The organism is Pseudomonas sp. EA_35y_Pfl2_R111, assembly GCF_963970955.1.
In the GTDB taxonomy this organism is placed as follows: domain Bacteria; phylum Pseudomonadota; class Gammaproteobacteria; order Pseudomonadales; family Pseudomonadaceae; genus Aquipseudomonas.
Genome location: NZ_CAXAOM010000001.1, coordinates 1561661 through 1574997 on the forward strand (window position 1 = coordinate 1561661; position 13337 = coordinate 1574997).

Here is a 13337-nt window from a genome sequence, read left to right on the forward strand (position 1 = left end):
CCTGAGCAGTCATGGGCTTTTTCATGAAGGATTGTTTATGTTGCAGCTCGATAAACCAGCCCAGCCAATAATTCCGGAACATCTGATCACCGGCCTGTGCCTGCTGCTTGTGCTGTCCGGCAGCCTTAGCCTGGCCTATCAGGGCGCGGCGTTCTGGCGACTACTGCATCGTCCGATCAACCTGGCGCCCGTACAACAGGCCCAAGCGCAGCCGGTTATCGATCAACAGCAACTGGCGGGACTGTTCGGCGTCCCTCTACTCGACAGTAGCGGCCCGGCTCCGGCAACATCCCTGCAGCTGACCTTGATGGCCGCCTTCAATCACCCACAAAGCAGCCGCTCCAGCGCCATCATCGGTCAGGCCGGCCAGACTCCTGAGCGCTTTATGGTGGGTGCCACCGTCGCCCCAGGTGTGACCCTTGAGAGCGTGCAGCGCCAGCATGTCACCCTGCTCCGCCACGGTCGCCGCGAGAGCCTGCACTTCCCGGATAAATCCAACCGGCCGCTTAAACCTGCAGCCACTCCCGCCGCCACAGGGCTGCTCAGCCAGGTTACAGGCCACAACTAAATGTCCGCTGTGGATATCTCGCACGGCACGACCTGCTTTGCCACAGGCGCAGCGGCACTGTAGCTATCCCCATAAAAAAACCGCCTGCGAGAGGCGGTCTTTTTAGTTCATGCGAGGCTCAGTTGCCTTCGCGGCGTAGCGCCTGCGGAGTGAAATCACGTGGGCCCAACTTGGCGTTGAAGTTGTACATCGGCTCATTGTTATCCAGGCCATCGACAAAGTAGCGCTTGCCCTTGAAGTCGTAGATGGTTTCCAGAGTACTGCCGAACATCGGCACGTCGTAATAGCTGATCGGGTGGCTTTCTTGCGCACCGCTCAGCTCACCGCTCTTGTCGTACAGGTCCGCGGCGAGAATCTGCCAGCTGTCTTCGTCGATGTAGAAACGACGCTTGGCATACGGATGACTGAAGCCCTTGCGTAAATCGGCCTCGACTATCCAGACGCGGTGCAGCTCATAGCGCAGCAAATCGGGGTTAACCGTGGAGTTCTTGAGGATGTTGTCGTAGGGAATACCCTTCTGGTGCACGGCGTAGCTGTTGTATGGCACCAGCATTTCTTGCTTGCCGATCAGCTTCCACTCGTAGCGATCCGGTGCACCGTTGTAGGAGTCGACCTGATCGGCAGTGGCCATGCCATTGCTGTCCGGTTGCAGGGTGTCGTAGGCCAGCATCGGCAAACGACGCACGCGACGCTCGCCACGGTTGAAGCGCCAGGCCTTGCGAATCGCCAGTACCTGGTCGAGGGTTTCCTGCACCACCAGCGCCGAACCGGCGAGCTTAGCCGGCGCGACTACCTTGTACTTGTAGTAGAACAGGGTGTTGTCCAGATCCTGCGGGCTAACGCCTTCACGACCGTAGAGGAAGTAGATGTCGCGTTCCAGCTTGAGCAGGTTGTAGGCACCGTTGGACAGCACCGCAGCCTGGTTGGTGGCGAAGGTGATCTGGTCACCACGGTAACGCATGATGTGGTTCCAGATGACTTCCTGGCCGGTTGTCGGCAGCGGGAAAGGAATACCGGCTGCAGCACCGTCGACCCCATTACCACCGGAAATCAGCTCGGCACTCTGAGCATTGAACCGCGTAGCGTCATAGATACGCTGCGGCGCAGCCGCGCTGCGACGGGTCTGGAACACCCGCAGGAAGTAATCCGGGTTTTTCTCCAGCAACGCCTTGAGGCCCGCCGGCAGCTGCGCCTGATACTGCGCCAGATTCTGGCTGTTGACCTGATACAGCGGCGCATCGGCGCTGTATGGGTCAGGGTGATGCATGCCCGGCTGATAGTTGGCTGGCGGTTGTGCCAGGCCACCGTCCCAGGCTGGGATGGTGCCGGCGGCATTGCCGGCGCGCTCACCGCCCAGCGGGGTCAGGTCCTGGCCCAGGCGTGCAGCCTGAGCACTGTCGACTTTGGCTTGTGCCTGTAGCGCACACGTAGCCAGCAGCAGAATTGAAAGCGTTCTCAACACAGCGATCTCCTCGCAGCCTGGCCTAAGGCAGGGCTGCTGTTTTTATGACCGGGGAAGTGCTGCCCGGGTTTATGTGCCGTCTTGGTGAGGAGCCGTCCTGGCGGGCGTCGGATTATTCCGATCTTGTGCAATCGTCCTTGTGCTTATGGTCTTGCTGCGCCGATACCTCAGCGCGTGAATCTATCAATCGATGCGCTGGAACTTCAGATCCCATACGCCATGCCCCAGACGCTCGCCGCGGCGCTCAAACTTGGTAGTTGGGCGCTCCGTCGGACGCGGCACATACTGGCCATCCTCAGCCTGATTCTGATAACCGGGCGCGACATTCATCACTTCCAGCATGTGCTCGGCGTAAGGCTGCCAATCGGTGGCCATGTGCAGCACGCCGCCAACCTTGAGCTTCTGCCGGACCAGTTCAGCGAAGGACGCTTGAACGATGCGGCGCTTGTGATGACGGGATTTGTGCCACGGGTCCGGGAAGAATAGCAGCAGCCGATCCAGGCTGGCGTCGGCCACGCAGTTGCGCAGCACTTCCAGCGCATCGCAGCTGTAAACGCGCATATTGCTGAGGTTCTGCGTCATCAGACCGTTGAGCAGCGCACCAACGCCTGGGCGATGCACTTCCACCCCGATGAAGTCCTGCTCGGGCGCGGCAGCGGCCATTTCCAGGGTGGAATGGCCCATGCCAAAACCGATTTCGAAGGTACGCGGCGCGCTGCGGCCGAACACCTGGTCGAAATCACGCAAGCCGTCTTCCAGCTGCAAGCCGAACTTCGGCCAGCCCTGATCGAGACCGCGTTGCTGGCCTTCGGTCATACGCCCTGCACGCATCACGAAGCTCTTGATCGCGCGGTGCTTGGAAGTGTCTTCAGCCGGCTCCGGCTGTTGCTGCAATTCAGTCATGCTGTGCTCTTAGAGTGCTTTTACGATTTCGCGAGCTAGAGCCATGCAAGGCGCTACGTTAGTAACAGCCTCCGGCTGGTCAAGCAGGCGAGGAAGCGGACTGGGCTCGCACGCGAGTTTACGAGTTGTAGTTGAGCATTACGACCGGGCTGGCGCTCCAGCCTGTTTTTAACGCAGTAGGGCCGAAGCGCAGCAAATCGTAAACGTGCTCTTACTTGATCAGGCCATCCAGCGGCGATGAGGCGCTGGCATAGAGTTTCTTCGGCATGCGCCCGGCCAGGTAGGCCATACGCCCGGCAATGATCGCGTGCTTCATCGCCTCGCCCATCAAAATCGGGTTCTGCGCATGGGCAATCGCACTGTTCATCAGCACCGCCTCGCAGCCCAGCTCCATGGCGATGGTGGCGTCGGACGCGGTGCCGACACCGGCGTCGACCAATACCGGAACGGTAGCTTCTTCAAGGATGATGCGCAGGTTATACGGGTTGCAGATGCCCAGCCCGGTGCCGATCAAACCGGCCAGCGGCATCACCGCGATGCAACCCATGGCCGCCAGTTCGCGGGCGATGATCGGGTCATCACTGGTGTACACCATCACGTCGAAGCCGTCCTTGACCAGCACTTCGGCAGCCTTGAGGGTCTCGATCACATTGGGGAACAGGGTCTTCTGGTCGGCCAGCACTTCCAGCTTGACCAGCTTGTGGCCGTCGAGCAGCTCGCGAGCCAAACGGCAGGTCCGCACCGCCTCAACGGCGTCATAGCAGCCGGCGGTATTCGGCAGGATGGTGTACTTGTCGGGGCTGATCACATCGAGCAGGTTCGGCTCGTCCGGGTTCTGCCCGATATTGGTACGGCGCACGGCCACGGTAACGATTTCGGCACCCGAGGCCTCAATGGCCAGTCGGGTTTCTTCGAGGTCCTTGTACTTGCCAGTACCGACCAGCAGACGCGACTGATAGGTACGACCGGCCAGAGTAAAGGGCTTGTCGTTGGGCGAATGGCTCATGGGTAATCCTCGTAAAGTGGGCGGACTTTCAGCGGAATAGGCTGGCCTTAACCGCCGCCAATCGCATGTACCACCTCAACCTGGTCACCGTCGCGCAAGGCGGTGGTGGCGTGCTGGCTGCGCGGCACGATATCCAGATTGAGCTCAACCGCCACGCGGCGTCCGGCCAGATCCAGACGGTCGATCAACCCGGCGACGGTGGCGCCGTCGGGCAATTCGAATGCTTCACCGTTTAACTGAATATGCATGACGGGTCAGTCACAACTGGGAAAAGGGCCGGCATTCTAGCCTGATCATGGGCGTTGACCAAGGCTGAAGGCTGCCGCTCGTCCTGCTTTCTGACTTACGGGTCAGGCGATATTGCGCGAACCCAGCTTCCAGGCCGCCATTCCCAGACACAGCCAACCGGCGAGAAACGCCAAACCGCCGAAAGGCGTGACCATGCCCAATGCACTGATGCCGCTCAAGGTCAGTGCATACAGGCTGCCGGAGAACAGCAGGATACCCAGGGTAAAGAGCGCGCCGGCGCAATTGACCAGGGGCGCCGGCCGCAAGATGGCTAGCAGGCCGACACCGAACAGCGCCAGCGCGTGAATCAGCTGGTAGTGGGTGCCGGTCTGGAATACCGCAAGATAAGCCGGTGTCAGCTGACTCTTCAGGCCATGCGCGGCAAAGGCGCCGAGGGCGACACCGGTAAAACCGGCACAGGCGGACAGCAATAACCACAGACGAGCCATGCATCACTCCAGCTATAAAGACAGGGCTGGCTATAATGGCCGGCAAAATCACCCTGGCCAAGCACGCATGTTTCGATCCCTCGCCCGTCGCCTGCTCAAACTTCTGCTCTGGCTTGCCATCGGCTCGGTACTGCTGGTGTTGTTATTCCGCTGGGTGCCGCCACCCGGCACCGCGCTGATGGTCGAGCGCAAGATTGAGTCCTGGGTCGACGATCAGCCCATCAACCTGCAGCGCAGCTGGCGGCCCTGGAGTGAACTGCCGGACGATCTGAAGATGGCGGTGATCGCCGGTGAGGATCAGAAGTTCGCCGAACACTGGGGCTTTGATGTCGCGGCCATCCAGGCAGCCCTTGAGCACAACCAGCAAGGCGGCTCACTGCGCGGGGCCAGCACCCTTAGTCAGCAGGTGGCGAAGAACCTGTTCCTCTGGTCCGGCCGCAGCTGGCTACGCAAGGGCTTTGAAGTGTGGTTTACCGGCCTGATCGAACTGCTCTGGCCCAAACAGCGGATTCTTGAGGTGTACCTCAACAGCGTCGAGTGGGGCGATGGCGTGTTCGGCGCCGAGGCGGCAGCGCGGCATCACTTCAAGGTTGGCGCGCCCTATCTGTCACGCCAGCAGAGCAGCCTGCTGGCCGCCGTCCTGCCCAACCCGCGCGAGTGGAGCGCCAGCCGCCCGAGTGCGCACATCAGCCGCCGGGCCAGCTGGATTCGTCAGCAGATGTGGCAACTGGGCGGCAGCCACTACCTCAACCGCCTGCAACCCAGCTACCCCGAATGGTGGCCAGCGCGCTTGAAAGACCTCTAACTCAGCGCTGCTTGAGTAAATGTCGCGGCACGGCGTAAAGGAAGTACAGCTCTTCGTCTTGTAGGTGCGCGGTCATGCCCAGCTCGGGATAGACCCAGGCTTGCCCTTGCGCCAGCTCCAAGGTCAAGCGCGGTTGACCGATACTGGCGGCGAGACGCGCAACATCCAGCGGCGCAGGCGGCAACAGGGTCAGCGCAATAATCGGGCGATTGGCCAATGGCACCAGCATTTGGCTGCCCAGCGGCAGCTCCTTGTCCGTTGGCTTTAGCCCTGCGGCGGCCAGCAGGCTTTCAAGTTCGGCTTTATCCAGACCGACCTCCGCCTCCAGCGACCAGTTTGCATCGCCATCCTGCAGCTCACCGCGATACAGCAGACGCGCGCCATCCAGATTGGGCTGCAGCCAAAGCTCGCCTTCCAGAGCATCATTCAGGTGCACTAGGCTCAGCCGATCATCCGCCAGCGGCGTAAGCACCTTGGCTTGCCACTCTGCCAGCCAGGGCAAAGGTTGCGCGGCCGGCTGCGGGCGCATCAGCCAGGCGCCCCAGGCAAAAAACAGGGCGGCGACTACGGCAAAGATCAGCCAGTGCTGCAGACGTATGGGCGGTAATTTCATTGAGATTTCCTTGACCATAAAAATCGCCACTAGCGATTTTCAACGTCGCACAGCGGCAGCCCGAAAAGTGGCCGCCAAAGATGGGTGGCAGGCATAAAAAACTGCCCGGAGCAGTTTTTAACGTCGCACAGCGACGGCCCAAAGGGTGGCCGCGAGGGATGGCAGGCCATAAAAAAGCCGCACCTGGGTGCGGCTTTTGAAAGTAGCGCGATTTACGCGGCGATCGAGCCTTTGAGCTTGTTCATCGCGTTCTTTTCCAACTGACGGATGCGCTCGGCCGACACATTGTACTTGGCGGCCAGGTCATGCAGCGTGGCTTTTTCCTCGGCCAGCCAGCGCTGGTAGAGAATGTCACGGCTACGCTCATCCAGACCTTCCAGCGCCTCATGCAGATTGGCGGTGGAGCTGTCACTCCAGTCAGAATCTTCAAGCTGACGCGCCGGGTCGTAACGGTGGTCCTCTAGGTAATGCGCCGGCGACTGGAAGGCGCTTTCGTCGTCCGCTTCGGCAGCAGGATCGAAGGCCATGTCGTGGCCGGTCAGGCGGCTTTCCATCTCACGCACTTCACGCGGCTCAACACCCAAACTTTCCGCCACAGCATGCACTTCGTCGTTGTTCAACCAGGCCAGACGCTTCTTCTGGCTGCGCAGGTTGAAGAACAGCTTGCGCTGCGCCTTAGTGGTGGCGACTTTGACGATGCGCCAGTTTTTAAGGATGAACTCGTGGATCTCGGCGCGAATCCAGTGCACAGCGAAGGACACCAGGCGCACACCCATTTCTGGGTTGAAGCGCTTTACCGCTTTCATCAGGCCGACATTGCCTTCCTGAATCAGGTCGGCCTGGGCCAGGCCATAACCGGAGTAGCTGCGAGCGATATGTACAACAAAACGCAGGTGAGCCAGCACCATTTGCCGGGCGGCTTCGAGGTCTTGTTTGTAGAAGAGACTTTCCGCCAGCTCGCGCTCCTGCTCGGGGGTCAACAGCGGGATGCCGTTCACCGCATGCACGTATGCCTCCAGGTTGGCACCCGGAACCAGAGCATGAACAGGTTGCAAAGAAGTGGACATTTGAATCCTCCGACTTACGAATCGTGGAGCAGTCTAGCACTGCCCCATGGGACTTTATACCGGGGTACAAGTTCCCTTACACATAGTCAATATCAAGCAAAACAATAACTTACTATCTTGGAGCCAGTTCGCTCAAGTGCCGTGCGACTGCCAGCCAGGCGCCAATATAGCCCAACAGTACCGCGCCGAGCAGCAGGGATAGACCATCGGCTATCGGCACGCCCGCCAGGGCGAAGTCGCTGCCGTACAAACCGGCCAGACGCACCACGGCGTCATTCAGCCAACCCAGGCCGTAGGCCAGCAGCAGCCAGGCCAGCAGCCCAGCGCCCAAACCGTAAAGCGTGCCCATATAGAGGAAGGGCCGACGCACGTAGCTGTCGGTGCCGCCAACCAGCTTGATCACTTCGATCTCGGTGCGGCGATTCTCGATATGCAGGCGAATGGTATTGCCGATCACCAGCAGCAGCGCCATCACAAGAAGCAAGGTCAAGCCAAAGACGAAACGCTCACCGAGCTTGAGCATGGCGCTCAGACGCTCGACCCAGAGCAGATCAAGCTGCGCCTGCTGCACCTGCGGCAATTCGGCCAGACGCAAGCGCAAGGCCTCGAGGGCGACTTTGTCAACTTGCTGCGGCGTCACCACAATCACCCCAGGCAGCGGATTATCAGGCAATTCCTTGAGGGCCTCGCCGAGACCGGATTGTTGCTGAAACTCGTCCAGTGCTTGTTCGCGGCTAATCCATTCGGCCTCTTCCACATCGTCCATTGCCGCAATCTGCTCGCGCAGCGCCTGGCCCTGGGCCTCGCTGGCGTCGATCTGCAGGTACAAGGAAATCTGCGCCGCACGCTGCCAGGACACACCCAGGCGTTCGACGTTATCCAGCAGCAGCGCCAGGCCCATGGGCAGACTCAGGGCCACGGCCATCACCAGGCAGGTAAAGAAACTACCGATTGGCTGCTTGCCCAGACGGCGTAGGCTGTCGACCAAACTGGCACGGTGATTTTCCAGCCAGGCATGCAGCTGGTGGGTAAAGCTTGGGCCGTCATCACCCGGCGTCGGCGACTCGGACTTCTTCGGTGCAGCACCGACGCGCTGCGCGGGCTGCGGTGGCGGCATGCGGGTGGCGCTCATGCGGCCTCCCCGTCGCCGATCAGGCGGCCGCGTTGCAGGGTCAGCATGCGGTGACGCATGCGCGCGATCAGCGCCAGGTCATGGCTGGCGATCAGCACGGTGGTGCCCAGGCGGTTGATGTCTTCGAACACGCCCATGATCTCGGCCGCCAGGCGCGGATCGAGGTTACCGGTGGGCTCATCCGCCAACAGCAGCGCCGGGCGATGCACGACGGCGCGGGCAATACCGACGCGCTGCTGCTGACCGGTAGACAGGTCGCCAGGGGATTGCTCGGCCTTGTCGGCCAGGGACACACGCTCCAGCGCGGTGCGCACACGAGTGCCAATCTCGTCCTTGGACAGGCCGAGAATCTGCAACGGCAGCGCCACGTTGTCGAACACGCTGCGGTCGAACAGCAGCTGATGGTTCTGGAACACCACGCCGATCTGCCGACGCAGAAACGGAATCTGCGCATTGGTGATATGCGACAGGTCCTGCCCGGCCAGCAGCAGTTTGCCGCTGCTCGGCCGCTCCATCGCCAGCAGCAGGCGCAGCAAGGTGCTCTTGCCGGCGCCGGAATGCCCAGTGACGAAGAGGAACTCGCCACGGCGCACGTGGAAACTCAGTTCGTGCAGCCCGACGTGGCCGTTGGGGTAGCGTTTACCGACCTGCTCGAATTTGATCATCCTATTTCTCCGCGAACAACGCCTGAACGAAGGCTTCGGCCTCGAAGGTGCGCAGGTCATCAATGCCCTCACCCACCCCGATATAGCGAATCGGCAAGACAAACTGCTTGGCCAGGGCAAAGATCACCCCGCCCTTGGCGGTGCCGTCCAGCTTGGTCAACGCCAGGCCGGTAAGGTTGACCGTCTGATTGAACTGTTTGGCCTGGTTGATCGCGTTCTGCCCGGTGCCGGCGTCCAGCACCAGCAGCACTTCGTGCGGCGCGCTGTCATCCAGCTTGCCGATCACCCGGCGGACCTTTTTCAGTTCTTCCATCAGGTTGTCTTTGGTGTGCAGACGTCCGGCGGTGTCGGCGATCAGCACATCCATGCCGCGCGACTTGGCCGCCTGCACCGCATCGAAGATCACCGAAGCGGAGTCGGCGCCGGTGTGCTGGGCGATTACCGCAATCTGGTTGCGCTCACCCCATACCTGCAGCTGCTCGACGGCGGCGGCGCGGAAAGTGTCTCCCGCGGCGAGCATGACCTTCTTGCCATCCTGCTGAAGTTTTTTCGCCAGCTTGCCGATGGTGGTGGTCTTGCCTGCGCCGTTAACGCCGACGACCAGAATCACATAGGGCTGCTTGCTGCTGTCGATCTGCAGCGGCTGCTCGACCGGTTTGAGCAGCGCAACCAGCTCATCCTGCAGGGCCTTGTACAGCGCGCCGCTGTCGGCCAGCTCCTTGCGCGCCACACGCTTGGTCAGGTTACCGATGATCGCCGTGGTGGCCTCGACGCCCACATCAGCGGTCAGCAGGCGGGTTTCCAGGTCTTCGAGCAGGTCATCGTCGATGGCCTTCTTACCGAGAAACAGGCTGGCCATACCTTCGCCAAGGCTGGCGCTGGTTTTCGACAGGCCTTGCTTGAGGCGTTCGAGAAAGCCCGCCCGAGTTTCCTCGGCGCTTTTGACCGGGGCAACGACGGGTTGCACGACTGCAGGCTCGGCCACTGGCGGCGCGACGACCGGCTCAACCAGCGCTGGCTGTTCAATATGGGCATGCAGCACTTCGCTGCCGGCATTGATACGGAAACGCGACGGCCGAGGCAGCGGGCTCGCTTCGCTGGCTTCAGCCGGCGCGGGAGTGACGGCAGCGGCCTGCTCAACCGGAGCAACCGGAGCAACCGGAGCAACCGGAGCAACCGGAGCAACCGGAGCAACCGGAGCAACCGGAGCAGGCTCGACGGCAATGGCGGGTGATTCAACAGGCGCAGCGACTTCGCTTACCGGCGCAACGGGCGCAGATACTGGCTCGGCAACAGCCGGCACAACAGGCTGCTCGCTGACGGGCGTCGGTTGCGGCTCAGGGCTGGTCGGTGCTTGCGGCTTCTTGCGCAGCCAGCCGAACAGGTCTTTCTTCTCCGCAGGCTTCTCGGCAGAGGCCGGCGCAGAAGGCGCGGGAGTGTTCTTCTCGTCGTTGGGACCAAACATGGAGGACGGCTATCTCGAAAGGTGCGACACGCCGGTACAAGGCTCAGAAAGTATTACCCACGCAGCGCAACAGAGCTGAAGAGTGTGCGCAGTAATACCCGGATGCCCCAGCAGACACGGCCGCCAGTAAAACGGATGCGTATCCTAGCACCTCCGCGCCCGCTGGCGCTAAGGCCAAGCGGGCGCGTCCGACGGCATGTGTTGCTCCTTAGAAGGTCTTGCTCGCGCTGGCGACCAGGGTCGGCCCGCACAGGTCGTCGTAGCCGTTGAAGTTCAAGCACTCGGCTTTCGACTGATCGGTGTCGATGTAGCTCAGGCCCCAGGTCACGCCAATCAGATCGCGAGTCAGGTCGACCTGCCAGTAGTCATAGCTCTGCCGCGACCTGCTGAAGTCTTCATTCCAGAGCACATCGTCCTTGTAGTCGACGTTGCCGTAGCGGGCATCCAGGGACACGTCCAACGGCAGCAGGGTGCGATAGCCGATATATGCGTTGAGCTTGTCTTCGTCGGTATCGACCGAATACTTGCCGCCGACATAGGCACCATATGCCTCGAGGGTGACGATGATGTCGCTGCTGTTGAACTGGCTTTCGCCTGGGTAGGTGTACTTGCTGTACATGGCGTCCAGGCTGATGTTGTCGTTGATCTGCCAGTAGTAGCCGGCGTAGTAATCGACTTCCTGGCGGGTGCCGTAGTTATCATCATTTTCCCAGTCGTAGCCAAAGTTCACCTGGCTGGTCCAGGCCCCTAGGTAAGCACCGCTGACATGGCTGAGCATCACGTCGAGCTGCGCAGCCGGGTCGCCGAGGGTTTGCGAGACGCCGTCGGAGCGGTAGTCGCTGATCACTTTGGGGGTAATCAGCAGGGCGAACTGATCATTCAGCTCCACTGCCTGGCTGCAGAGGGGCAGCAGCGTCAGGCTGGCGAGGGTGAGGATGAGGATGGGTAATGCGCGCATTGGCTATTCCTTATTGTTATGGGTCTATGGCGTCTGCTGGACAAGGCTCCGCCCGCCCCGCCCGATGCGGGGAGCAGTACCGATAAGGCGGAGCGGGCGGAGTCGGGGTCAGGAGGCCGGGGCGTAAACCTGTTTGCCGGCGAAGAAGGTGCGCAGCACCTGGGTGTCGAACAGTTCCTCATCGCTGACCTTGAACACATCGCGGTCGAGGACGATCAGGTCAGCCTGCTTGCCGGGTGCCAGGGAACCGATCCGGCTGTCCAGGCGCAGGGCTTTGGCGGCATTCAGGGTGTAGGCCTGGAACATGCTTTCGCGGTCGATACTTTCCTTGGCATTCAGCACACCCATCGGGCCCTTGCGGGTGCTGGCCTGGGCGATGGCATTCCACGGATTGGGGCTGGATACCGGCCAGTCACTGGCCCCGGCGATGGTCGCACCGGCCTTGTGCAGCGAACGCGCAGGGTACTGGTACTGATAGGCGGCGGCGCTGACGTAGGGTTTGACCAGCTCCTCGGTGTAAGTCTCGGCGGTGGCCCAGAGCAGTTGCATCGAGGCGATCACGCCGAGCTGCTGGAAGCGCGCAAACTCCTTGGGATTGACCAGCTGCAGGTGGCTGATGCTGTGTGGCACCAGCGCCGGCTTGAGCGAGCGGGCGTACTCGAAGCCATTTAGCGCCTCACGCACCGCGCGGTCGCCGACCGCATGCACATGCATGATCCAACCGCGCTGTTCAGCCGCCACCGCCAGCTTGCCGAAGTTCTTCGGGTCGATCAGCAGCTCGCCGCGCTTGAGGCTGTTTTTGAACGGGTCGATCACCGAAGCGGTCTGGCCGGGGAACTCCATCACGCCGTCGGCGAATAACTTGATCCCCGGGAACGTCAGGTTCGGCACGCCTTGGAATTGCTGCATAACCTTGCCCAGCACTTCGAGGTCTGCCGGCTTGCTTTGAGGATGGGTGATCAGCAGCGCCGCGACATGGGCGCTCAGCTCGCCGCTCTCGGCCAGCTTGCGGTACAGCGGCAGTACGCCAACATCCTGCTCGGTGGGGCGCATTTCGAACAGCGAATCGCCGCTGCCGGCATTGGACGCCGCGTCCATCCAGGCGGTAACGCCGACCTGGTTGTTGACCTTCACCGCTTCACGCGCCGCGTTGAGCATCACCGCTTCGGTGGGTGCGGGCAGTTGGCTGCGCACCCGATCCCAGCCGTTTTCCGCCAGGTAGCCGCTGGGGGTGAAGTCGGCGCTATGGCCGATATAGTTGCGTTCCTTCTCCGGCAGGCTTTTCACCAGCGCCGCGTCGATCTTCACCCGCGCGAGCATGGCGTTGTTGGCCCAGCCGGTATGGCCGTCGATGCCATTCAGCACCACCGGCTGATCCGCCCAGCGGCCCTGGTTGAAGATCTTGCCCAGCCCCCCGCTCTGCCCCCAATAGCCCGAGCTGGCGCCGGAGATGACGATGATATCGCCCACCCGAGCCGCTCCGGCCTGATCCTGAGCGATGATCCACTGCTCCAACTCGGCCAGCGGTTTTACTTCGTCATACAGGTTGGAGCCCATGCTGTCGTAGGCCGCCACCACCGGATGGCTGTGGGTGTCGATCATGCCCGGCATCAGCACCTTGCCAGCCAGGTCGATCAGCTGCGTATCGGCATCGGCCAGGGCTTTGATCTCGACATTGCTGCCCACCTTGAGGATCTTGCCGTTCTCTACCGCCACGGCCTGAGCCAGAGGCTGGCCGGGTTCGGCGGTGTACACCTTGCCGTTGAAGAGCAGCAGGTCAGCGGCGGCCATGGCTTCCATCGAGGAAAAAGCCATAGCGGCGGCCAACAGGTTTGGAATAAATCGTTGCATTGCCTTAGCCTCTAGTTTTTATTGGTCTAGCCGCGAGACTAGCGCCTGCGCCCAGGCGGCAGAACCGCGCAGCCAAGCAAAACCTTTTTGCCTATCAGGAAAAAC

Annotated in this window: 14 protein-coding genes; 2 read left to right on the forward strand and 12 right to left on the reverse strand. The window is 61.4% G+C overall.

Going from position 1 to position 13337, the window contains the following annotated elements; translation table 11 throughout:
* Nucleotides 1-37 precede the first annotated feature (37 nt).
* Entirely contained in the window at nucleotides 38-568 is a 531-nt protein-coding gene (locus AACY25_RS07405; RefSeq protein ID WP_339523464.1) for a type II secretion system protein N, read from the forward strand.
* A 118-nt stretch (nucleotides 569-686) separates the two neighbouring features.
* Here AACY25_RS07405 and AACY25_RS07410 read toward each other — a convergent pair whose 3' ends face one another.
* The 5 genes from AACY25_RS07410 to AACY25_RS07430 all read right to left on the reverse strand — a co-directional run bounded on the left by AACY25_RS07410 (nucleotide 687) and on the right by AACY25_RS07430 (nucleotide 4676).
* Nucleotides 687-2030, reverse strand: coding sequence for a DUF1329 domain-containing protein (locus AACY25_RS07410; protein ID WP_339523466.1), 1344 nt, complete (start codon nucleotides 2028-2030; stop codon nucleotides 687-689).
* A gap of 183 nt (nucleotides 2031-2213) precedes the next feature.
* Nucleotides 2214-2933: a tRNA (guanosine(46)-N7)-methyltransferase TrmB gene (gene trmB / locus AACY25_RS07415; RefSeq protein WP_339523468.1), complete on the reverse strand. Its 720-nt coding sequence runs from the start codon at nucleotides 2931-2933 to the stop codon at nucleotides 2214-2216.
* Between the two features lie 211 nt (nucleotides 2934-3144).
* Nucleotides 3145-3939: a thiazole synthase gene (locus tag AACY25_RS07420; RefSeq protein WP_339523470.1), complete on the reverse strand. Its 795-nt coding sequence runs from the start codon at nucleotides 3937-3939 to the stop codon at nucleotides 3145-3147.
* A 47-nt stretch (nucleotides 3940-3986) separates the two neighbouring features.
* Nucleotides 3987-4187 carry a sulfur carrier protein ThiS gene (gene thiS, locus AACY25_RS07425; RefSeq protein WP_339523471.1) on the reverse strand — a complete coding sequence of 67 codons (201 nt, stop codon included), beginning with the start codon at nucleotides 4185-4187 and terminating at the stop codon, nucleotides 3987-3989.
* Nucleotides 4188-4289: 102 nt separating this feature from the next.
* Entirely contained in the window at nucleotides 4290-4676 is a 387-nt protein-coding gene (locus AACY25_RS07430; RefSeq protein WP_339523473.1) for a DUF423 domain-containing protein, read from the reverse strand.
* 67 nt (nucleotides 4677-4743) lie between these two features.
* Here AACY25_RS07430 and mtgA point away from each other — a divergent pair, with 67 nt between their 5' ends.
* A complete protein-coding gene (gene mtgA, locus AACY25_RS07435) occupies nucleotides 4744-5481 on the forward strand; it encodes a monofunctional biosynthetic peptidoglycan transglycosylase (protein WP_339523474.1) in 738 nt (245 codons plus the stop codon).
* A gap of 1 nt (nucleotide 5482) precedes the next feature.
* On the opposite strand, the gene AACY25_RS07440 is transcribed toward mtgA, so the two are convergent.
* The 7 genes from AACY25_RS07440 to AACY25_RS07470 form a co-directional block, all read right to left on the reverse strand.
* Entirely contained in the window at nucleotides 5483-6094 is a 612-nt protein-coding gene (locus AACY25_RS07440) for a hypothetical protein (protein ID WP_339523475.1), read from the reverse strand.
* A gap of 212 nt (nucleotides 6095-6306) precedes the next feature.
* Entirely contained in the window at nucleotides 6307-7161 is an 855-nt protein-coding gene (gene rpoH, locus AACY25_RS07445) for an RNA polymerase sigma factor RpoH (RefSeq protein WP_160012860.1), read from the reverse strand.
* 112 nt (nucleotides 7162-7273) lie between these two features.
* Complete coding sequence (gene ftsX, locus AACY25_RS07450) at nucleotides 7274-8293, reverse strand: permease-like cell division protein FtsX (RefSeq protein ID WP_339523476.1); 1020 nt, start codon at nucleotides 8291-8293, stop codon at nucleotides 7274-7276.
* The gene (ftsE, locus tag AACY25_RS07455; protein ID WP_339523477.1) at nucleotides 8290-8958 is read right to left on the reverse strand and encodes a cell division ATP-binding protein FtsE; all 669 of its coding nucleotides are present in this window, start codon (nucleotides 8956-8958) and stop codon (nucleotides 8290-8292) included. The genes ftsX and ftsE overlap by 4 nt, the downstream gene beginning before the upstream one ends.
* Nucleotide 8959: 1 nt before the next feature.
* The gene (gene ftsY / locus AACY25_RS07460) at nucleotides 8960-10423 is read right to left on the reverse strand and encodes a signal recognition particle-docking protein FtsY (protein WP_339523478.1); all 1464 of its coding nucleotides are present in this window, start codon (nucleotides 10421-10423) and stop codon (nucleotides 8960-8962) included.
* Between the two features lie 208 nt (nucleotides 10424-10631).
* A complete protein-coding gene (locus AACY25_RS07465; protein WP_339523479.1) occupies nucleotides 10632-11381 on the reverse strand; it encodes a TorF family putative porin in 750 nt (249 codons plus the stop codon).
* A gap of 108 nt (nucleotides 11382-11489) precedes the next feature.
* Entirely contained in the window at nucleotides 11490-13232 is a 1743-nt protein-coding gene (locus tag AACY25_RS07470; protein ID WP_339523480.1) for an amidohydrolase, read from the reverse strand.
* Between the last annotated feature and the right edge of the window lie 105 nt (nucleotides 13233-13337).